This window comes from Reyranella sp. (assembly GCF_044224635.1).
Taxonomy (GTDB): domain Bacteria; phylum Pseudomonadota; class Alphaproteobacteria; order Reyranellales; family Reyranellaceae; genus Reyranella.
This window is the reverse complement of sequence record NZ_JBGAKA010000027.1, coordinates 86,216-107,225: the sequence shown is the minus strand read 5'-3', so window position 1 is coordinate 107,225 and position 21,010 is coordinate 86,216. Positions and strand designations below refer to the sequence as shown.

Genomic DNA, 21,010 nt, shown 5'->3' with positions numbered 1-21,010 from the left:
ACGCTGACCCACAGCACGCGCACCAGCGGCGTGAAATAGAACAACACGACCATCGCCAGCGCCGGCGCGATGAACAGCCAGGCTTTGCCGCGCTCGCTCATGCGGGTGCGGACCGATCATTCACCTCCCCAGCTCTGCTGGGGAGGTGTCGCCGTCTTACGGCGACGGAGGGGTCATGAGTCATGGGAGAGGGTTGAGCCTGGGGCTCATGACCCCTCCGTCCGCGATTACGCGGACACCTCCCCAGCAAAGCTGGGGAGGAGGAATTCCTCACGACGCGATCATGTCCAAAAATTCCTGCCGCGCCCTGCTGTAGTTCTTCTCGTACCACTCGGCGTCGATCTTGGCCTGGACCGCCGCGTTGGCCGGGGCGCCCGGATCGACCTCCTTGAGCTCGGCGGGGACCATCGACGCGGCGGCCGGGTTGGCCGGGCCGTTGCCCATCGAGGCGAGCAGCTTCACCTGGCCCTCGGGGTCCTGCATCGAGGCGATGGCGGCCATAACCTGCTTGCCGGCGGGATTGCCCTTGGGCACCACCCACAGGCCGGGCTGCAGCAGGCCGCCGTCGAAGCTGAAGGTGATCTTCTTGTTGGTGTCGCGGCGCAGCAGGTTGGCGCGGGTGTGCCACAGCCAGCCCATCACCACCTCGCCGTCGCGCAGCATGGTCTGGCTCTCCGCGCCCGAGCTCCAGAACAAGAGGTCCTTCTTGATGGCGGCGATCTTCTTCAGCGCGCGCGCCGTGTCGAGCGGATAGAGCGTGTCCTTCGGCACGCCGTCGGCCATCAGCGCGAGCTCGTACATGGCCTGGCTGTCCTTGCGCATCAGGCGCTTGCCCGGATACTTCTTGAAGTCGAAGAAATCGGCCAAGGTCGGCTTGTCCTTGATCTTCGAGCTGTCCCACGCCTGCACGGTGCTGAACATGTAGTTGCAGACGCCGTACTTGTAGGCGAAGCCCGCCGTCACCTTGCTCTTGTCGACGACCGAGTAGTCGATCTCCTCGAGCAGGCCGAGCGGGCCCAGCTCGCCGGTGCCGCCGAGGCCGGAATCGACCACGTCCCAGGTCACGTTGCGCGCCTGCACCATGGTCTTGATCTTGCCGTTCGACGGACCGGAGCCGTCGATCACCATCTTGCCCCCGGTCTTCTTCTCGTAGGGCACGACGAAGGCCTCGTTCATGGCCTTGACGGCATCACCGCCGAAATTGGCCAGCACGACCTCCTTGGCCTGGGCACGCGCGGTGCCGGCAAGGCCGAGCGCGGCGGCACCGGCCAGCGCGCCGCGCCGCGTCAGGCGGAGGATCTCGGCGCGGTCCTCGGCAAAAGTCTGAAGCCTGGTCGTCATGTCGTACTCCCTTTGTCGTCCTCGACCTGGATCGATGCGTCCGGGTCCCAACCCAATCTGATGGCGGTGCCGACCGCGGGCGGCGTGCCGTGGCGCCAGGTCGGCACGGTCACGGCAAAGCGGCCGGCATCCCTGGTGTCCACCAGAAGGTGGAAGGCGGTGCCGAGATAGCTCCAGCTCGCGATCGTGCCGTCGATCACATTGGCCGGCGGCGGCCCCTCGCCGACGATGGCGATGCGCTCCGGCCGCAGCGCCAGCAGGAGCTTCTCGCCGACCCTGGGCGCCGGCCCCTGCCCGCTCTGCTGGAACAGCGCGCCGCCCGACCGCAGCGCGAATCCGCCAGCACTGCTCTGCTCGACATGCCCACGCAAAAAATTGCTCTTGCCCAGGAACTCGGCGACGAAGCGCGTCGCCGGCCGCTCGTAGAGCTCGGCCGGCGGCCCGAGTTGCAGCAGGCGGCCGTGATTGAGGATGGCGACGCGGTCGGACATCGACAGCGCCTCCTCCTGGTCGTGCGTGACGTAGATGAAGGTGAGGCCGACGCGGCGGTGAAATTCCTTGAGCTCGACCTGCATGTCGGCGCGCAGCTTGCGATCGAGCGCGCTCAACGGCTCGTCGAGCAGCAGCAGATGCGGCGCGAAGACCAGGGCGCGGGCGAGCGCCACGCGCTGCTGCTGGCCGCCCGAGAGCTGGCGCGGCAGGCGCTCGACCAGGCCGTCGAGCTGCACCAGCTCGACGGCCTCGCGCACCTTGCGGGCAATCTCCTCGCGCGGCAGGCCGCGCACCTCGAGCGGGAAGGCGATGTTGCGCGCCACCGTGAGATGGGGAAACAGCGCGTAGCCCTGGAACACCATGCCGAAATTGCGCCGCTCGGGCGGCAGGTGCTGGATCGGCGCGCCGTCGAGCCGGATCTCGCCGCTGCTCGGCGCGACGAAGCCCGCGATCGACATCAGCATGGTCGTCTTGCCCGAGCCAGAGGGACCCAGCAGGGTCAGGAACTCGCCGCGCCCGATGGTGAGGGAAACCTCGTCGAGGGCCTTGGTCGCGCCGTAGGTCTTGCTCACCCGGTCGAGCGTCAGGGCCTGCAGAAGTGCAGCCATTTCAGGTCCTCGTACGCGCCATGTCGCTCCCTTTCGCCATCATGCCAGCGCCGCTTGCACCTCGACAAGGCTGCCCCTCATCCCAGGGTATTCGTCTATGGACAAAGATTCCGTCATCCCGACCGGAGCCGCGCGACGCGCGACGCAGTGGAGGGACCTTTCTTGTTGCAGATTCAGCAAGACAAGGTCCCTCGACTGCGCCGCCCTTGGGGCGGCTTCGCTCGGGATGACGGAATCTTTGTCCATAGGCGAATGCCCTGCCCCTCACCTGCAGGCCAGCCTGCAACGGCCTTCCTCTGCAATCGCCGTTCCAAGTCGCCGCCCGCCGTTCGCCCTCGCCCCGGTCGTGGACTATACTGGGATCAAATCGGGGGAGCTTCGTTCGATGGCAACCAAGACCAAGACCCAACCCGCGCTGCGGGCAAGACATCTGCCCGAGATCAAGCCCGGCAAGTACGCCGACGGCATGCCGCTCGACGAGCTTCGTTACCTCGAATGCAAGATCATCCTCAAGCCGAACCACTTCACGTCGCGCCAGAGCCTGTTCGACTTCGCCAAGGTGATGCGCCGGCCGGCCAAGAAGACCGGCGTTCGCTTCGATCCGTCGGGCTACGATCTCGAGCCGCTGCAGATCCGCGAGGTGCTGTTCGTCGATACGCACGACTACCGCCTCTACAACAACGCCTTCATCCTGCGCCGGCGCATCCCGTACCGGGACGGCTTTCCCGTCGGCGAGCCCGAGATCGTCTTCAAGTATCGCCATCCCGATCTGCAGAAGGCGGCCGAGATGGATGTGCGGCCGCAGGTGAGCACCGACTACCGCATCAAGTTCAAGGCCGAGGCGTTGCCACTGAAGGACGGCCTGGATGGCCTGCGCATGCTGTACTCGCACAATGTCGAGTTCCACCTGCCGTCGATGGCGTCGGGCGAACGGCTGTCGCTCGACAACATGGTGCACATCCTCCCGGCACTCGAGACGCTGAAGCACGGCCATCACGAGAAACTCGACCTGGTGAACGGCACCATCGTTGAGGAAGTGCTGCAGGACGTGGGCGAGCTCGATTTCGGCAACAACATCCGCACCGTCTCCAACGTCGCGTTATGGCGCAACCGCGGCGACCACAGCCCGCTGGTCGGCGAGTTCGCCTACCAGCTCAAGTTCCGGCGGCGCGAGGACATGACCGACGAGGCGCTGGCACGCGCCGAGGCCTTTTTCCTCGCCCTGCAGCAGGAGGCTCGCGACTGGATCAAGCTCGGCGCCACCAAGACCGGCATCGTGTACCGGCTGAAAGGTAACCCGCCGAACGCCCACGAATAGCCGCCGCTACCGTGTCGACCAGCGTCGATCCAAGGAGATCCAAGCAATGAGCCCGTCCAGACGGTCCCTCTTGGTCGGCACGACCCTCGCCGGCGCGGTGGGCGTCACCCTGGCCGCCGGAATGGCCCGGGCGGCAAATCGCAAGATCCTGAGGCTGAGCTACCGGACCATCGAGGTCGACGGCAAGCCGGCCAGGCGCTACCGCGTCTCGCAGCCCTCCGGTGAATGGGGCCTCACCCTCCAGCAGGGCGACATGTTCGACGTCCGGCTCGAGAACAATCTCGACGTGCTGTCGGGCCTGCATTGGCACGGCCTCAATCCGCCGTGGCGGCAGGACGGCGTCCCCTACCTCTCGACGCCCCCGATCGCGCCCGGCAAGTTCGCGGACTACAGCTTTCCCGCCCAGCCGACCGGCACTCGCTGGATGCATTCGCATTTCGGCCTGCAGGAACAGAACCTGGCGGCGGCGCCGCTGATCATCCGCGAGACCGACGCCATCAAGAGCGGCGTTCAGGAAGTGGTCGTCATGTTCGAGGATTTCTCCTGGCGCCAGCCTGAGGAGATCTTCGTCGAACTGCGCAAGCCGAAGCCGGCCATGGCGATGGGCGGCGGCATGGCGATGACGGGCGGCTCGACGACCATGGCGCGCGGCGGCACCATGGCCTCGGGCGGCGTTGCGCCCAAGCCTGACCTCAACGACGTCACCTACGACGCCTATCTGGCCAACGACCGCACCTTGGCCGACCCCGAGATGTTCACCGTCGAGGCGGGCGCCGACGTTCGCCTGCGCCTGATCAACGGGGCGGCATCGTCGAACTTCGTGGTCGAGTTCGGCGGCATCGAGGTCACGCTGCTGACGGTCGACGGCAATCCCGTGATGCCGGTCAAGCTCACCGCCCTGCCGCTTGCCATCGCCCAGCGCGCCGACGTCATGCTGCGCATGCCCGACGACAAACGCGCCGTGCCCATCGTGGCGCGCGGAGAGGGCCGTACGCTGCAGACCGGCGTGATCCTGCGGCCCGCCGGGGCCGCCGTGACCAAGATCCCGACGAACGGCGCTACGGCGGCGGCGGAGGTCGGCCTGGCGCTGGAGAAGGCCCTGCGGGCCAGCGAGCCGCTCGCCAGCCGCTCCGTCGATCGTTCCGTGCCGGTCGACCTGACCGGCAACATGGGAGCCTACATCTGGGGCATCACGATCCACGGCGTCGAGGCGCTGCCGGTCACCGTCGAGAAGGGTGAGCGGATCGAGCTGGTGATGCGCAACACCACGATGATGTCGCATCCCATGCATCTGCACGGTCACTCCTTCCAGGTGGTGGAGATCGACGGCCAGCGGATCGCGGGGGCGATGCGCGACACCCTGCTGGTGCCGCCACTGGCAACTGTCAAGGTCGCCTTCGACGCCGACAATCCCGGCATGTGGGCATTCCACTGCCACAATCTCTACCACATGGAAGCGGGCATGTTCGCTACCATGGTCTATCGCGGGTTCAGCTGAAGGTGCGGGTCATCGAGCGTGCCCGATCCGCGAGCACCTCAGTTTCAGGCTCCTCTCCCCCGAGCGCGCCGAGAGGAACATGAGGTGAGTCACTTCGACCACAGCTCGGTTAGCGGTCCGTCCGGGCCGTGCACCGGATCGCAGTCGGGGATCGGCACCCTGGCGATGTTGGCAACGACGGCAGCGTGATCGACGGCAACCTTCACAGCGGCGCGATAGAGCAGCAAGGGCAATCGCGGGTTGTTGGGAGTCTCGCCATCATCGTCGAAGTGTAACGCCTGCACATCGGACATCGCTTGCTCTCCCGGAAGTCGCTATTTTTGTTTGCGAGCATCTCGCAGGTACAGGTAACGTACGCTCCCAAGGAGGAAATTGCATGGCCCAGGATCGTCGTTCGACCCGCTACCTGGCTGCGTTGCTTCCGGCCGGGGCGCTCGGAATGTCGGTCAGCTTGGCCGCCGTGGATGCCACGGCGGCGCTGTCCTCCAGCGAGCCCAAGGCCAGGAAGCCGGGCGATGTCGCCAAGCGACTGGAGACCATCCGCGGCTCCGTCTCCGATACCCTTGAGCAGTATGGTCGCGACGGCAAGCCGTTCGTCGCCGTCGATCCCGAAAGCCAACTCGCCTGGTGGGGCAATGGCTGGCATCGCGGCTGGGGCTGGCATGGCGGCTGGGGTTGGCACAACGGCGGCTGGCACAATGGCGGTTGGGGCAACGGCTGGCACAATGGCGGCTGGGGCAACGGCTGGCACAATGGCGGTTGGGGCAACGGCTGGCACAATTGGTAGGCCCGTGACCGAAGCGTCATCTGTCTCGGAACCGCGGTCGAGCGTGTCCGATCGGCCAGAAATCAACGGCCCGAGAATCAACACGCCCGAGGTCAACAGGCCAGGAATCAGCATGGTCGTGGTGCAGCCGACCGGATTCTGCAACATCGACTGCATCTACTGCTACCTGCCCGACCGCTCCAACAAGCACGTCATGGAGCAATCGACCGTCGCCCGGCTGTTCAGCGAGGTGTTCGGTTCGGGCTGGTGCGATACGCAGATGATCGTGCTGTGGCACGCCGGTGAGCCGCTCGCCGCGCCGCTCTCGTTCTATCGCGAGGCCTTCGCCACGATCGAGCGGCTGCGGCCGCCGTCGGTCACGGTCAAGCATTCCTTCCAGACCAACGCCACCCTGATCAACGACGCCTGGTGCAAGTTCTTCCTCGAGTGCGATGTCGGTATCGGCGTCAGCATCGACGGCCCGCGCGAGGCGCACGACGCCAAACGCAAGACACGCAGCGGCAAGGGCACCTTCGACAAGACCCTGGCGGGCATTCACTGCCTCCAGGCCAACGGCGTGCCCTTCCATGCGCTGTCGGTGGTGTCGAACGAGACGATCGCGAAGCCCGACGAGCTGCTCGATTTCTACATCAGCGAAGGGATCGACAAGGTCTGCTTCAATGTCGAGGAGTCGGAAGGCAGTTACGTCTCCGACCTGTTCACCGCAGGCGGTGAAGGCGCCGACCTGCGCACGCGTTTCGCGGCATTCCTGCGTCGCTTCTGGCATCGCGCGCGGGCAAGCGGCAAGGTTCAGTTCGTGCGCGAGATCGACCACACGCTGCCCCGCATCTTCCGCCCGGATGGCGAGCCGGCACGCAACATCCAGACCGAGCCGCTCGCCATGATCAATGTCGACAGCTACGGCAACGTGTCGAGCTTCTCGCCGGAGCTGCTCGGCATGAAGAACGAGGAATACGGCGACTTCCTGCTGGGCAACATCAACGTCAACTCGCTGGTCGAGATCCACGAATCTTGCGTGCGCTCGGCGCTCTACCGCGACATCCAGATCGGCGTGCGCGCCTGCAAGGCCAGCTGCGAGTATTTCGCCGTCTGCGGCGCCGGCGCACCGGTCAACAAGCTGTTCGAGAACGGCTCGTTCACCGGCACGACGACGTCGTTCTGCACGCTGACGCAGATGGTGCCGACCGATCTGATCCTCGAGGCGTACGACCGCCTCGAGGAGGATTGGGCGGCGCACGACGCCAACCAGGCCGTACCACCGAATCCCCCAACGGCCACCGAGGCCGCCGCACCGTCGTCGAGGATGCCATGACACGATCGAAACTGTTGTCCTTCGCGAGCCTCCTGGCCGCGACCCTGCTGAGCGTTCCTGCCTTCAGCCAGCAGCAATCCGGTCCGCCTCAAGGCCAGCCGGGCGGCCCCCCACCCGGCTACGGCGGCGGCCCGAGTTCCGGGCCGGGCGCCGGTCAGCCCCCCGGCAGCGGTCCTCCGGCGCCGGTGCTGATCGTGACCAGCGTCGAAGTGCTGCGCTCGGACCGTGCCGGTGGCATCGATATCGTGCGCGCCCGCGGCCTGGTGACGTCGGGTCTGTGGGGCCAGCCGCACCTGCTGCCGATAACCCAGGGCCAGCCGCTCGACGGCGTGCTCGACCTGGTGTTCGAGGCGAGCTCTCCGGGCACCCCCGCCTCGCTCGGATCGTTCATGGCGGTCGAGGCTATCCTGCCGGTCGAGTCGGGCCATCCCTACAAGGGGGTGCGTATCCGAGGCGGCAGCAACGTGGTCGCCCTCAAGACCTTGCCGGGTTACGCCGAGACCCCGGCCCCCAAGGAAGATTGCGCCAAGTGCATGGGCAAGTACTTCATCGCCAAGGGCGCCAACCCGCCGGCCGGCGTGACGGCTGACAACTCCGTGCGCGAGGTCGACCTGCCCTATACGCTCCGCGTCATCAAGCCGACCGATGGCATCGCGAGCTACGTCATCGATCCCAACCGGCTCACCCTGGTCCTGTCGGAAGACGGCCGCATCATCGACGCGGCCTGGGACTGAGAATCGTCATCCTCCCCGGCTTTGCTGGGGCGGGGAACGAGAATCTGCTCGACGCCGTGTTCGCGGTCGGCGTCCTGCGGATGGGCGTCTGGTTCGCGCTCGGGATCGCCTGGGTCGCCCTGGTCGGCCGCCATCGGCTGGTGCTGGCGCCCGAGAAGGCCTTCGCGATCGGCGCGTCAGCGCCGAAGTGACGCCGCGACCTTGGCTTCGCGCTCGCGCTCCTCGAGCGACCGCGCAACCTGCTTCTTGAACCGCTCGATATCGACGCCGCGCATCGACACCGACTTGAACTCTGGATGAGTCGTCGGATTGACCGCCTTGCCTTCGCTCTGGACCTCGAAATGCAGGTGCGCACCGGTCGAGCGACCCGTGCTGCCGACGAATCCGATCACGTCACCGCGCGACACCGTCGTGCCGACCATCAGCCCATCGGCAAAGCGCGAAAGATGCCCATAAACGGTCGACAGCTTGCCGGCGTGGTCGACCTGGATCCAGTTGCCGTAGCGACCGTTGGGCCCGACGCCGACGACGATACCATCGGCCGCGGCATAAATCGGCGTGCCGGTTGGCGCGACCAGGTCGACGCCGTCGTGCATGAACAGCGCCCCTGCCGACGAACGTTTGGGGGTTGCCTTCGTGAGCGATGTCTTCCAGCTGCCATCAGGGTTCATGTAGATCGGCACGGCACCGATAGGCGGTGTCGGAGCCGCCCCGTAGCCGACGGTGCCGGTCGGCAGCCCGGGCGGCAGCGATGAGCCGCTCCGCTTTGGACCGCCCATCGGCTCCGGCTTGCCGGTTGCAGCGAGCGGTCGCGGCTGCTCGAAAGGATCCGGCCGCAAGCCGAAACCGGACGAAATGGAGATGACATCGAGCGGCATGCGCATGGACGGCGCTATGGCTGCCTGACCATTGGCGAGCCAGAATCGCTCGCCGTGCTCGCGCGTCCGGAAGCGATGGATGGCGATCGTCCCCTTGGATCTTGTGCGCAGCTCGGCCCACAGGACGCGGCCAATGCCGATGGCCACGCCCTCCGCCGTGAACGCCTGCTCATAGCGCACATACAGGCGATCACCGGTCTGCAGGTCGCGGTCGAGATCGAGGGCGCTGGCCAAAGCCTGCCGCGCATCGAGCATTGTCGCGGCGGCAACGCCCGCTTCGGCCACCGCGGCGTCGAACGTGTCCAGCACCAGGCTGTCAGCGGAAATCTCGCGGGTGAAAATCTGGTAGTCGCTGAGGCGCCTCGCCTCGTCGCCGCTACCCAGAAGAAGTTCCTCGGCGGCACGGGCTTCGACGGCACGCGCCTCCTCGTCGGGCTGACCGGCAAATGCCGGGCCAACGACCAACCACGCGACAATTGCCGCAGCGAGCGAAGCTTTCTTCATTGCTCCTTCGGTCGATCAAAAAGTCGCGATAGGGCGCCGGCACAGCGCTCGGCGAGAGCCAGGAGGACGCACTCTAGCCAATCAGGGCGACGGTTTCCAGCCCTTGACCCGACGCTCGGCCTCGGCGATTTGCGCAGGGCTCATGCGCTTGGCGAGGGTAGCGAGGTCCTTCTTCGCCTGGTCGAGCCGCTCCTGGTTCCTGGCGGTGTAGCTCTTGATGGCGAGCGCGAGCCATTTGTAGGCCTCGATGTCGTCGCGCGGGGGAATGCCTTCGCCGAAGCCCAGCATGAAGCCGATGTCATTCTGGGCGCGTGCATACCCCTGGTTGGCGGCCAGCAGGTAAAGGCGCGCCGCTTCCTTGTGGTCGCGCGGCACACCCTCGCCGCTCCAGTACATCGCGCCAAGCAGGGTGCGCGCCTCGGCATTGCCCTTGCCTGCCCATACCTTCCACAGCCGGACCGCGGTCGGCATGTCCTTGCGTTCGTAGGCTGCCGCCGCGGCCCGCATGTCGGCCTCTAGAGACGCCTGAGCCATGGCCGGTGCGCAAAACCACAGGAGCGCGCTCAACGCGAAGACGATCGTTCTCATGAATCGCATTCTAGCCAAAACAACAACCTTTCAAGTATATTACACAGTGGGAAAGGGAATCACGGCAGGTGATCGTCGCGTGGGGAGTGACGATTCGCCGTGCTTGGGCGGTTGGGGTTGTCCTGGATATCGAAGCACGACGGCTCCGAGCCGCTTCGTCGATCCTCGAGCTGGATCTATGCGCCGCCCGGAGAGGACTCGGCGGCGGCCATGTCGAGCGTTCGCACGTCGCCAGTACATCTCGTTCTGGTCTCCGTTCTGCCCGTGGGGCTGGCGATCTGGGCGATGCTCAGTCCCGATGTCGTGCTGTCGAACGACATGACGTGGGACTTCGTCTACAATCTGTCCGGCGCCTGGCACCTGTGGAATGGCCAGGTTATGCATGGCGACTTTCATGATCCGCTCGGGTTCCTGAGCTTCTTCCCGACTCTTCTTGGCTTCAAGCTCGTTGGCCTGACCCCGGCCGCTTTCCTGGTAGGCGCCTGCCTGGTTTCCTTGGTTGCCTTCCTGACAGCCACGCTCGCAGCCATGCGCAGACTGCCGCTGGTACCCGCCGCCTGCTTCGTCGTCTTCGTCAGCCTGCTCGCCTTGCGGCCAGCCAATGTCGGCGAAAGCCTGACCGCCTACACGTTTGCGATGTCCTACAACCGCTATGGTTGGAGCCTGCTCGCCGTCCTGACGCTGATCCTGTTCATACCGCCCCGCGACAACCGCCGTCTCGAGCTGCTCGACATGGCGATTGCCGGCCTGCTGCTGACGGCGCTCTTCTATCTCAAGATCACGTATTTTGCCGCCGGCCTCGCCCTCGCCGGCTTGGCGGCGATCGTCAGCCCGCATGTGCGCCACCGTCCGGCCGCGCCGATGATCATATTGACCGTGATCGTTCTGAACGCCGTGGCGCCGTGGAATCATGCCTATCAGGCGGACATCTTCGATGCCGTTGAGGCAGGTGCCGTTCGCAGCAAGTTGACGTTTCATACCAACAATTTCTTCACCAATGTCGAAGCCAGTGCTGCCTATGTCGCGGCCATCCTGTTCTCCGCGTGGCTGTGGTGGGGGGGCCAGGCTTCGCCGCGCCTGCCGATCGCCGTTGCCGGCATCTTCGCCGTCGCCCTGTTCGTGCTGTCCCAGAATCATCAAACGCACGGCCTGCCGGCAGCGATCGTCATCGCCTTCCTGCTCTACGACCATCTGCGCCGACGCAGCGATGCCATGGCGTCGGCCGCGCCGGTCCTGATGATCTTTCCGCTGTTCGTGATGATGGCTTCGGCGATCAGCATCTGGGCCTATCACATGCGCGCCCAGGACAAATCCGACCTGCAGCTTGTCGCGCAGACCAATCTCAAGGGCCTCGCGGTTCCGATCGAGCGCAGCGGGCTGCTCGACGCCTTCGCTGCCGGCAAGCCCGGTCACGCTCTGCTCAACTGGTCGCGCGCCTTGCAGCCACACGTCGAGCTGACGGCCACCGAATATGTCGACACGATCATCGAGGCGGCGGACCTGCTGACCGACGGTCAGCACCGTCCGGGAGGTATCGTCGTGCTCGACCAGGTGAACCCGTTCCCCTTCATGCTCGGCTGGGTTCCCCCGCGCGGCGGCAATCTGTGGTCCGCCACGGGAGCGCCGATCCGCCCTGCCAACGAGGTCTTCCGCGACGCCGAGTACGTCCTGGTCCCCAAGTTTTCGACCGAAGCCGCCTGGACCGAACGTGCGGTGAAGGCCTACACCGAGCACCTGTCGAAGCACTATACCAAGGTCGAGGACACACGAAGTTGGACCTTGCTCAGCCGTCCACCCCGAACCTAGGATCGTCCCTCCCCATGCAGCGGCCTTGCGTTTCGCGCCGCACCGTCATCGCCGGCGCTGCAGCGCTTCCCCTGACAGCCCCCGCGATCGGGCGTCCCCAGCCCGGCTTGCAGCAGGTCAACCTGCTGCTCGACTGGAAGCCGATGCCGACATACGCCGGCTTCTTCCTGGCCCGTGAATGGGGTCTGTTCGCCCAGCGCGGCCTGCAGGTCGCGCTCCTCGAGGGGCACGGCGCCGTCATCGCCACCCAGATGGTCGCCCACAGCAGCGAATACTGGATCGGCGTGTCGAGCGGCGTCGCATCGGCCATCGGCCGCTCCCGGGGTCTGCCGATCAAGAGCCTGAGCGTGCTCTACCGCAATACGCCGTCGGTGATCTTCGCGCGTGCCGAGCGCGGCATTGTCGTACCGACCGACCTGTACGGCCGGCGCATCGGCCTCGTGCCCGGAAGCGTCACGGTCGAGGAATTTCGCGCGCTCGTCGCCGTCCAGAACCTCGATCCCGCGCGCATCGCCACCGTCTCGGTCGACCCGACCGCTGCCCCCTTGTTCGACGGCCAGGTCGACGCGCTGATCGACTACGAGGAAAACCTGCCCTCGGCGCTGCGAGCCGATGGCCGGCAAATCTCGGTCCTGCGCCTGGCAGACGCTGGCGTGCAGCTCTACAGCTTCAACATCATCGCCCGCGAAGCGGCCTGGACGTCGCCGGACAAGCGCAGCATCGCGACCCGCGTCGCCGAAGCGGTCCAGGAGGCCTATAGCCGGCTTCAATACACGCCGGCTGCCGCGATCGCCGCCTTCGCGCCGCTCTATCCGGATTTCTCGCGGGCCTACCTGTCGCAAGCCATGGCGGTCATCGTGCGCCAGCTCGGCCGCCAGCCGCTGGGACAGCAGACCCGTGAAGGCTGGCAGGCAACCATCGATCAGCTCGGCCGGCTCGGCCTGCTCAGCCGGCCAGTGACGCCCGACGAGGTGGCAGGCGATCTGCCCCCAGTCTGAGCGTTTTCTCCTCCTATGAAAATCGGGGCGGGCACCGCCCCGATTTTCTCAGCATCGTGGTGCGCGCCGGCGTGCTGAGGGTCTCCGCAGCAAAGCTGGAGAGGATGAGAAAGCCCTCACCCCGCCATCCGGGTCTGCAAGCGACTGCCGCCGAGCCGGTTGGCGAGGACGATCACCACCGTCGTGATGGCGATCATGACCAGGCTCAGGACGGCGATGGCGCCGACGTCGCCGCTTTCCTTGAGGTCGAAGATCAGGACCGACAGGACCTTGGTTTCCGAGGTGAACAGGATTACCGCCGCCGACAATTCTCGAATCACGGCCACGAACACGAAGCACCAAGTCGCGATCACGGCCGAGCGTAGCAGGGGCGCGGTGATGTCGGCCAGGGTGCGCAGCCGCGTGGCACCAAGCATGCGTCCGGCCTCCTCGAGCTCGCTGTGCACCGCATGGAAGGCCGAGGAGAGCTGCTGGTAGGCTACCGGCAGCTCGATGGTGACGAAGGCGATCAGCAGGATCCACAGCGTGCCGTAGAGCGTCAGCGGCGGCCGCGTGTAGGCGAGGAACAGTCCGACGCCCAGCACGATGCCGGGAATGGCCAGCGGCGCGGTGGCGAGGAACGACAGCACGCGATGGCCGGGTATGGCGCGGCGCGCGACGATGTAGGCGATCAGCAGCGCCAGCAGGGCTCCGAGCGTCGCCGATGCGGTCGCCAGCAGGAATGTATTCTTGAGCGCCGGCATGGTCGAGCTGAGCTCGAGGAAGGCGAAGCGCACGTTATGCAGTGTCATCGTCTCCAGGGTCACGAGCCTGGAGGCGACGCGCGAGAAGGCGGAATTGAACAGCGCCGCATAGGGCAGAAAGAGCGGCATGGCGAGCGCCACGAGCGCCAGCGCCGCGGCGGGCCAGCGCCACCGGCCCAGCCGCACCAGCCGCGGCTGGCCGTACTTGCCGCCGAGCACCGCGTAGCCGCGTCGCCCCAGGGCGAGCGACTGGACCCGCAACAGGGCGATGGTGAGCACGAGCAGCGGCAGCGAGGCGGCCGCCGCGAGCTCGGGCTTGGGTGGAAACTGGAACAGGCTCCAGATGCGTGTCGTCAGCGTGTGGAACCCTGCGGGGATCGCCAGGATCGCCGGCGAGCCGAACAGGTTCAGCGCCTGCAGGAATGCCACGAGCGCGCCCGCCAGCAGCGTCGGCAAGGCGAGTGGCACCGTGATGCTGCGCGCCGTCTGCCACGTCCCGGCGCCCAGCATCGACGATGCATCCTCGAGCTCGCCCGGCATGCGGTCGAGCGCATTGGCGACCAGGATGAAGACGTAGGGAAAGGTGTAGCAGGTGATGACGAAGATGAGGCCGGGCAGATTGTAGATGTCGACCAGCGCCTCGTCGGACGGCATGCCGGTGAGGCTGCGCCACAGCTGGTTGAGAAGGCCCGAGTTGGGCGCGGCCAGCATCTCCCAGGCGATGGCGCCGACGAACGGTGGCGTGACCAACGAGGCCATCACCAGGGTGCGCACGGTGCGCCGGATCGGCATGTCGCTGCGCGCCACCAGCCAGCCGAGCGGCGCCGCGACCAGGCAGCAGAGCGTGCTCACCGAGAAGGCGATGATCAGGGTCGTGATCAACGGATCGACGAAGCTCGGATCGGTGAACAGGGCGACGAAGTTCGCCACGGTCGGATGGCCCGCCTTGTCGCTCAGGCTGTAGGCCACCAGCCAGCCCATCGGCAGGATTATCATGACCGCCAGCAGGGCGGTGACGGCGATCAGGGTGGGGCGGGAGAGGTCTGGGAGACGCACTCTGCGATTCTCGACAATCATGGTCCTCCCCAACTTTGTTGGGGAGGTGTCCGCGTCTTCGCGAACGGAGGGGTCATGAGTCATGGGAGAGGATTGAGCCTGGGGCTCATGACCCCTCCGTCGCCGAAGACGGCGACACCTCCCCAGCGAAGCTGGGGGAGGAGAATGACTGCTGGTCTCCTACCCAGCCAATGACTCATACCTTGAAAGTCCGCTGGTATTTGGCCTTGATCTCGTCGGCCATCTTCTCGACCTCGGCAGGATCTTCGCGCAGGGTCTTGATGCTGGCGAGCGGCGGGCGGCCGGCCTTTGCCCGGACTTGCCTGTTGGCGGGATACTGGCCGCTCAGATTGACGATGAAGGCCTGGCCTTCCGCCGACATGATCCAGGCGAACATCAGCCGTGCCGCATTGGGATTGGGCGCCGCCTTGAACACGGTCATCGGATTGGAGATCTGCGGCGTGCCCTCCGCGGGCTGCACGATCTCGATCGGTGCGCCGCGCTCCCTGGCCATCCAGAACAGGTAGTCGCTGCCGTCGACGGCAATGGCGCGCTCGCCGGCTTCGATCTTCTTCGGCGGCTCGGTAGCCGACTGGACCTGCAGCACCCGCTGCTTGGCGAGTTTCTCGAAATAGCCCCAGCCGATCTCGCGCGCGATCTGGTGCGTCGCCGTCATGATGGTGCCGGAATAGCCGGGATGGCCCTTGACCAGCTTGCCGGCATATTTCGGATCGAGCAGGTCGGCGAAGCTCCTGGGCGTATCCTCGGGTTTCACCAGGCTGCTGTTGTAGGCGATCGGCGAGAGGTGCGTGCGCTGGTTCACGAAGGTGCCATCCGGGTCGCGCTGGTCGGCCGGGACGTTCTCGGCGATGTCGACCGTGACGTAGGGCGCGAGCCAGCCCTCGCGCTTCCAGGTGATGAAGTGCGCCGCATCGGAGCTGTTGACCACGTCGGCACGGCGGATGTTGCTCGCGGCCTCCTGGGCCAGGCGATTGAACAGCCGCTCCGCGCCGGTCCGCTCGACGGCGACCTTGATGCCGCCGAACTTCGCCTCGAAGGCCTTGGCCAGCGGCTCGGCGACGCTGAGGTCCATCGCCGTGTAATAGGAGACCTTGCCCTCCTTCTTCGCCGCCTCGATCAGCGCCGGCGTGATCGCCTCGGGCGGCGGCGCCGCCGACACGACGCGAGCGCCCAGGGGGAGAAGCGCTGCTGCCTTCAGGATCGTTCGCCGCTGCATGGTCATACCTTGAACAGTTTGGTGTAACGCGCCTTGATGTCCTCGGCCTGGTCGGCGACTGCCGCCGCATCCTCGCGCAGGAGTTTTATGTCGGAGAGCTTCCTGCGATCGGCGCGGTCCCTGACCAGCGGATGGGCCGAGCGCAGGGCGCCGACATCGATGTTGAGCTGCTGCGCCTCGGCCGTCATCGACCAGGCGTAGAACAGGCGGGCGGCGCTGGGATTGGCGGCACGCGCCATGATCGCCGACGGGCCGGTGATCAGCGGCGTGCCTTCGACGGCGTAGACCTCCTCGATCGGCTCGTTGCGCGCCCGCAGCAGGTTGACCATGTACTCCGTGCCGTCGGCCATCACGGCGCGTTCGCCCTGCGCCAGCTTCTTCGGCGGATCGGCCGCCGACTGGACCTGCATGACCTTCTGCCTGGCGAGCTTCTCGAAATAGCCCCACCCGAGATCGCGCGAAAGCTGCTGCGTCGCCGTCATGATGGTGCCGGAGTAGCCCGGATGCGCCTTGACGATCTTGCCTGTCCACTTGGCGTCGAGCAGGTCCACGAAGCCCTTCGGCGCCTCTTCCGGCTTCACCAGATTGGTGTTGTAGGCAACCGGCGCCAGGGTGATGCGCCACGAAGCATACATCCCGTCGGGATCCCAGTGCTCCTTGGGATAATGCTGCGCCACTTCCTCGGGCAGAAAGGACGCCAGCATCGAGGCCCGCTTCCAGATGATGAGATGGGCGGCGTCGGAGCTGTTCACGACATCGCAGACGTAGATCTTGCTTTGATACTCCTGGCCGATGCGCTGGAAGATGCGTTCGGCGCCGGACCGTTCAACCTTCACGGCAATGCCAGGGTAGGCCGCCTCGAAAGCCTTCGCGATCTTCTCGGCGACCGGCAGGTCGACCGAAGTGTACCACGCGAGCTTGCCCTCCTTCCTCGCCGCCTCGAGCAGATCAGGCGTGATCTTCTGCGCCTCGGGCGCCGCCCTGGGCGACGTCACGACTGAAAAGGTGCCCGCCAAGGCCGTGCCACCCAAGACCGCTTCGCGCCGAGTGAGGTGTCTCGCCATGTCACGCCTCCGCCAATGCCATGACCTGTTCCGCAGGCAGGTGCAGCCAGACCCGCGCGCCGGTCGCGATGTTGCGGCCTGGCGGCGCCGTCACGCGCAATTCGGTCTTGTCGTCGAGCGCCACCATGTAGTCGCGTGCGGCACCGAGAAAGACCTGCCGTATGATCACGCCCGGCAAGCAATTGTCGCCCGCAGGCGGCGCCAATTCAGCCGTGATGGCGATCTCGTGCTGGCGCACCGAGAGGGCGACAGGACTACCGGCGCGCAGCGTGCGTCCGGTCGTGCGCAGGGCCGCGCCGGCAATCGAGACGCGCGCCTCATCGACCGCCGTGCCGCGCAGGATGTTGGCGCCGCCGATGAAGCGGGCCACGAACTCCGAGCGCGGCTGGCCATAGATCTCCTCCGGCGGGCCGAGTTGCTCCACCCGGCCCTGGTTCATCACGGCGATCAGGTCGGCGGTGGTCATCGCCTCGGCCTGGTCGTGGGTCACGTAGATCGTGGTGTAGCGATAGCGATCATGCAGGCGGCGGATCTCGAAACGCATCTCCTCGCGCAGATTGGCATCAAGGTTGCTGAGCGGCTCGTCGAGCAGCAGCGTCTCGGGCTCGATCACCAGGGCCCGCGCCAGCGACACGCGCTGCTGCTGGCCGCCGGACAGCTCTGCGGGATAGCGGTCGGCCAGGGCCTCCAGCCGCGCCGTCGAGAGGATGGCGGCGAGCTTGGCGTCGATGGTGGCCTTGTCGAGCCGGCGAATCTTGAGGCCGTAGGCAACATTCTCCGCGACGGTCATGTGCGGCCACAGCGCGTAGCTCTGGAAGATCATCGACATGTTGCGGTTTTCCGGCGGCACTGTACGGGCCGGCGAGGAGAGTACCTTGCCGCCGACAACGATTTCGCCTGCCGAAGGTTCGATGAACCCAGCGACCAAGCGCAAAGTGGTCGTCTTGCCGCAGCCCGACGGGCCCAGCAGACAGACCAGCTTGCCGTGCTCGATGTGCAGCGACACGCCATCGACCGCGACGGCCTCGCCGTAGCGCTTGCCGAGGCCCTTCAGCTCGACTGAGGCCACAAATCCTCCCTGCCGACCACCTTATGGCAAAGGCGGTGTGCGCGCTATATTGCCGGCCGTTTCGGAAAGGTCGGCAGCATGCAGGAACAGAAAATCTATGGCCGGCGCGAGGGCGCCGTAGGCCACGTCGTCTTCAATAACCCGGCCAAGCTCAACGCCGTGTCGCTCGACATGTGGGACAGCTTCGTCGGCGTTCTCGACGATTACGAGAAGGATCCGACCATCCGCTGCGTGGTGGTGAGCGGCGCCGGCGGCAAGGCCTTCGTCTCGGGCGCCGACATCTCCAAGTTCGAGAGCGAGCGCGCCAATGCCGAGGCGCAGGCGCGCTACGAGACCATCTCCAGGCGCGGGTACGAAGCACTCTACGAATTCTCCAAGCCGACCATCGCCAGGATCACCGGCTATTGCATCGGTGGCGGCATGAACCTCGCGGCCTGCTGCGACCTGCGCTACTGCAACGATGGTGCGCGCTTCGGCGTGCCGGCCGCCCGGCTCGGCCTCGGCTACGGTTTCCTGCGCATCGAACGACTGTCGCGCATCGTCGGCCTGCCGCGCGCCATGGAGTTCCTGTTCACGGCCAAGCAGTACTCGGCGCAGGAAGCGCTCGACATGGGGCTGGTGCACGGCGTCGCGCCCGCCGACGGTCTCGACGCCATGGTCGACGGCATCACCTCGGCGATCGCCCAGAATGCGCCGCTCACCATCGGCCTCGCCAAGGCCGCGGCGCGCGAGATCGCCAAGCCGGAATCGCAACAGGACCATGCGCGGCTCGAGAAGCTCGCCCAGGCCTGTTTCGACAGCGAGGACTACAAGGAAGGCCGCCGCGCCTTCATGGAAAAGAGGAAGCCCGCCTTCCAGGGACGATGATCGCTTTCCTCCCCAGCTTCGCTGGGGAGGTGCTCCGTCATACGGGGCGGAGGGGTCATGAGTCACAAAGGCAGCGAGGCCATGCCTCATGACCCCTCCGTCGGCGAAGACGCCGACACCTCCCCAGCGAAGCTGGGGAGGAGAACATGGATTTGGACACCAGAGGAAACACCATGACCAACCTGCCGCTTTCACACATCTCCGTGCTCGACCTCACGGCGCATCGCGCCGGCCCGACCGCGGTGCGCCAGCTCGCCGACTGGGGCGCCCATGTCATCAAGATCGAGGCGCCTGCCAGCGAAGGCACCGACGCCACGGGCGGTACGCGCCACGGCTTCGACTTCCAGAACCTGCATCGCAACAAGAAGGCGATGACGCTCAACCTGAAGAGTCCGGAAGGCCACGCGATCTTCATGAAGCTCGCCGAGAAGGCCGACGTCATTGTCGAGAACTACCGTTCCGACGTGAAGCATCGCCTCAAGGTCGACTACGACACGGTGGCAAAGATCAATCCGCGCATCGTCTACGGCTCGATCGCGGGCTTCGGCCAGAGCGGCCCCGATGCGGCGCGCCCCGGCGTCGACCAGATCGCCCAGGGCATGGGCGGCCTGATGTCGATCACCGGCGAGCCGGGCCGCGGGCCGATGCGGGTCGGCATCCCGATCGCCGATCTCACGTCGGGATTGCTGCTCGCCCAGGCGATCATCCTGGCGCTCTACAACCGCGAGCGCACCGGCAAGGGCCAGTGGGTACACACCTCGCTGATCGAGGCTCAGATCTTCATGCTCGACTTCCAGGCCTCGCGCTGGCTGATCAAGGGCGAAGTTCCGAAGCAGGCCGGTAACGACCATCCGACCGGTATCCCGACCGGCGTGTTCCCGACCAGCGACGGCCACATCAACATCGCCGCCTCGGGCCAGAATTTGTGGAAGCGCTGCGCGCAGGCGCTGGGCGCGCCCCAGCTGATCGATCATCCCGAGCATCTGACGGGGGCACTGCGCTCGCAGAATCGCAAGGCTGTGAACGAGCGCCTCGCCGCTATCACGCGCACCAACACCAGCGCGCACTGGATCGCCGCGCTCAACAAGGCCGGCGTGCCGTGCGGGCCGATCAACTCCATCGACCAGACCTTCGCCGAGCCGCAGGTCAAGCATCTCGGCATCGCCCGGCCGGTCAAGCATCCCAAGCTCGGCGACATCAAGGTGGTCGGCCAGCCGATCAACATGTCCGACAATCCCCAGCCGGCCGAGCTGCGGCCGACACCCGACCTGGGCGAGCACACCGAGGAAGTGCTGGCGAGCCTGGGTTACGATCGCAAGGCGATCGACCAGCTCAAATCAGGCGGGGTGATCTGATGGCACAGGCGAGACGGGCCGCCCTGATCACCGGTGCCGGACGCAACATCGGCCGCGCCTGCGCCCTCGGCCTGGCGGAGGACGGCTTCGATGTCGCGATCAACGGCTCGAGCGACCGCGCCGCCGCCGAGAAGGTCGCGGCCGAGGCCGCCAGGCTCGGCGCGCGCACCCTGGTCGTCATGGGCGACGTCGGCAAGGCCGAGGATTGCAAGCGCATCGCCGATGCGGCGATCGCCGAGTTCGGCGCGGTCGACGTGCTGATCAACAACGCTGCCGTGCGTCCGGGCAAGCCGTTCCTCGAGGCCAGCGAGGACGAATGGCGGCGCGTCATGGCGGTCGACCTCGACGCCGCGGTCTGGCTCGCGCGCGCCTGCCTGCCCGGCATGCTCGAGAAAGGTTGGGGCCGCGTCATCAACTTCACCGGCATGAACGCCATGGCGGGCCACGGCGGACGCGCCTCGGTGTCGGTCGCCAAGCACGGCGTGTGGGGGCTCACCAAATCACTGGCCAAGGAGTTCGGCGCCAACGGCATCACCGTCAACGCGATCTCGCCCGGCCCGATCGCCGCCGACGACGCCAACCAGAAGGAATACTCCTCGGCCCAGCGCCAGCAGACGGTGGGTCGGGTGCCGGTCGGCCGCATGGGCACGCCGATCGAGGTCGCCGCCACCGCCCGCCTGCTCGCCTCCGAGGCGGGCGCCTACATCAACGGCCAGATGATCCAGGTCAACGGCGGCGCGGAGACGTGAGAGAAC

Annotated in this window: 20 protein-coding genes; 11 read left to right on the top strand and 9 right to left on the bottom strand. The window is 66.4% G+C overall.

Going from position 1 to position 21,010, the window contains the following annotated elements:
- Positions 1–270 precede the first annotated feature (270 nt).
- Together ACILR9_RS22560 and ACILR9_RS22555 are read right to left on the bottom strand one after the other, a co-directional pair.
- The gene (locus tag ACILR9_RS22560) at positions 271–1,341 is read right to left on the bottom strand and encodes an ABC transporter substrate-binding protein (protein ID WP_395712206.1); all 1,071 of its coding nucleotides are present in this window, start codon (positions 1,339–1,341) and stop codon (positions 271–273) included.
- Positions 1,338–2,441, bottom strand: coding sequence for an ABC transporter ATP-binding protein (locus ACILR9_RS22555; RefSeq protein WP_395712205.1), 1,104 nt, complete (start codon positions 2,439–2,441; stop codon positions 1,338–1,340). Before ACILR9_RS22555 ends, ACILR9_RS22560 begins: the two co-directional genes overlap by 4 nt.
- Before the next feature lie 385 nt (positions 2,442–2,826).
- On the opposite strand from ACILR9_RS22555, the gene ACILR9_RS22550 reads away from it, so the two are divergent.
- Both ACILR9_RS22550 and ACILR9_RS22545 read left to right on the top strand, forming a co-directional pair.
- Positions 2,827–3,759, top strand: a complete 933-nt coding sequence (locus tag ACILR9_RS22550; RefSeq protein ID WP_395712204.1) for a hypothetical protein — start codon at positions 2,827–2,829, stop codon at positions 3,757–3,759.
- Positions 3,760–3,805: 46 nt separating this feature from the next.
- The gene (locus ACILR9_RS22545; RefSeq protein ID WP_395712203.1) at positions 3,806–5,257 is read left to right on the top strand and encodes a multicopper oxidase family protein; all 1,452 of its coding nucleotides are present in this window, start codon (positions 3,806–3,808) and stop codon (positions 5,255–5,257) included.
- Between the two features lie 89 nt (positions 5,258–5,346).
- Here the strand turns inward: ACILR9_RS22545 and ACILR9_RS22540 are convergent, their stop codons facing one another.
- Positions 5,347–5,550, bottom strand: coding sequence for a hypothetical protein (locus ACILR9_RS22540; RefSeq protein ID WP_395712202.1), 204 nt, complete (start codon positions 5,548–5,550; stop codon positions 5,347–5,349).
- A gap of 83 nt (positions 5,551–5,633) precedes the next feature.
- Here ACILR9_RS22540 and grrA point away from each other — a divergent pair, with 83 nt between their 5' ends.
- From grrA to ACILR9_RS22520, 4 genes are all read left to right on the top strand, one after another.
- A complete protein-coding gene (gene grrA / locus ACILR9_RS22535; RefSeq protein WP_395712201.1) occupies positions 5,634–6,044 on the top strand; it encodes a GrrA/OscA1 family cyclophane-containing rSAM-modified RiPP in 411 nt (136 codons plus the stop codon).
- 112 nt (positions 6,045–6,156) lie between these two features.
- On the top strand, positions 6,157–7,356 hold the full coding sequence (grrM, locus tag ACILR9_RS22530; RefSeq protein ID WP_395712200.1) for a cyclophane-forming radical SAM/SPASM peptide maturase GrrM/OscB: 1,200 nt from the start codon (positions 6,157–6,159) through the stop codon (positions 7,354–7,356).
- Positions 7,353–8,090 carry a hypothetical protein gene (locus ACILR9_RS22525; protein ID WP_395712199.1) on the top strand — a complete coding sequence of 246 codons (738 nt, stop codon included), beginning with the start codon at positions 7,353–7,355 and terminating at the stop codon, positions 8,088–8,090. The genes grrM and ACILR9_RS22525 overlap by 4 nt, the downstream gene beginning before the upstream one ends.
- Before the next feature lie 56 nt (positions 8,091–8,146).
- Positions 8,147–8,281, top strand: a complete 135-nt coding sequence (locus tag ACILR9_RS22520; RefSeq protein ID WP_395712198.1) for a hypothetical protein — start codon at positions 8,147–8,149, stop codon at positions 8,279–8,281.
- On the opposite strand, the gene ACILR9_RS22515 is transcribed toward ACILR9_RS22520, so the two are convergent.
- Complete coding sequence (locus ACILR9_RS22515; RefSeq protein ID WP_395712197.1) at positions 8,267–9,472, bottom strand: M23 family metallopeptidase; 1,206 nt, start codon at positions 9,470–9,472, stop codon at positions 8,267–8,269. The two genes, ACILR9_RS22520 and ACILR9_RS22515, sit on opposite strands and share 15 nt — an antisense overlap.
- An 81-nt stretch (positions 9,473–9,553) precedes the next feature.
- Entirely contained in the window at positions 9,554–10,060 is a 507-nt protein-coding gene (locus ACILR9_RS22510) for a tetratricopeptide repeat protein (RefSeq protein ID WP_395712196.1), read from the bottom strand.
- Between the two features lie 210 nt (positions 10,061–10,270).
- On the opposite strand from ACILR9_RS22510, the gene ACILR9_RS22505 reads away from it, so the two are divergent.
- Positions 10,271–11,866, top strand: coding sequence for a hypothetical protein (locus ACILR9_RS22505; protein ID WP_395712195.1), 1,596 nt, complete (start codon positions 10,271–10,273; stop codon positions 11,864–11,866).
- A 14-nt stretch (positions 11,867–11,880) separates the two neighbouring features.
- Positions 11,881–12,864 carry an ABC transporter substrate-binding protein gene (locus tag ACILR9_RS22500; protein WP_395712194.1) on the top strand — a complete coding sequence of 328 codons (984 nt, stop codon included), beginning with the start codon at positions 11,881–11,883 and terminating at the stop codon, positions 12,862–12,864.
- Between the two features lie 116 nt (positions 12,865–12,980).
- On the opposite strand, the gene ACILR9_RS22495 is transcribed toward ACILR9_RS22500, so the two are convergent.
- From ACILR9_RS22495 to ACILR9_RS22480, 4 genes are all read right to left on the bottom strand, one after another.
- Positions 12,981–14,663: an ABC transporter permease gene (locus ACILR9_RS22495; protein WP_395712193.1), complete on the bottom strand. Its 1,683-nt coding sequence runs from the start codon at positions 14,661–14,663 to the stop codon at positions 12,981–12,983.
- Between the two features lie 196 nt (positions 14,664–14,859).
- Positions 14,860–15,900 (bottom strand): ABC transporter substrate-binding protein, encoded by a 1,041-nt coding sequence (locus ACILR9_RS22490; RefSeq protein ID WP_395712192.1) that lies wholly within the window; start codon positions 15,898–15,900, stop codon positions 14,860–14,862.
- Positions 15,901–15,902: 2 nt separating this feature from the next.
- Positions 15,903–16,964 carry an extracellular solute-binding protein gene (locus tag ACILR9_RS22485; protein ID WP_395712191.1) on the bottom strand — a complete coding sequence of 354 codons (1,062 nt, stop codon included), beginning with the start codon at positions 16,962–16,964 and terminating at the stop codon, positions 15,903–15,905.
- Between the two features lies 1 nt (position 16,965).
- On the bottom strand, positions 16,966–18,033 hold the full coding sequence (locus ACILR9_RS22480) for an ABC transporter ATP-binding protein (RefSeq protein WP_395712190.1): 1,068 nt from the start codon (positions 18,031–18,033) through the stop codon (positions 16,966–16,968).
- A gap of 78 nt (positions 18,034–18,111) precedes the next feature.
- On the opposite strand from ACILR9_RS22480, the gene ACILR9_RS22475 reads away from it, so the two are divergent.
- From ACILR9_RS22475 to ACILR9_RS22465, 3 genes are all read left to right on the top strand, one after another.
- Entirely contained in the window at positions 18,112–18,900 is a 789-nt protein-coding gene (locus ACILR9_RS22475; RefSeq protein WP_395712189.1) for an enoyl-CoA hydratase, read from the top strand.
- A 146-nt stretch (positions 18,901–19,046) separates the two neighbouring features.
- Positions 19,047–20,255: a CaiB/BaiF CoA transferase family protein gene (locus ACILR9_RS22470; RefSeq protein ID WP_395712188.1), complete on the top strand. Its 1,209-nt coding sequence runs from the start codon at positions 19,047–19,049 to the stop codon at positions 20,253–20,255.
- Positions 20,255–21,004 carry an SDR family NAD(P)-dependent oxidoreductase gene (locus tag ACILR9_RS22465; protein WP_395712187.1) on the top strand — a complete coding sequence of 250 codons (750 nt, stop codon included), beginning with the start codon at positions 20,255–20,257 and terminating at the stop codon, positions 21,002–21,004. The genes ACILR9_RS22470 and ACILR9_RS22465 overlap by 1 nt, the downstream gene beginning before the upstream one ends.
- Positions 21,005–21,010 lie beyond the last annotated feature (6 nt).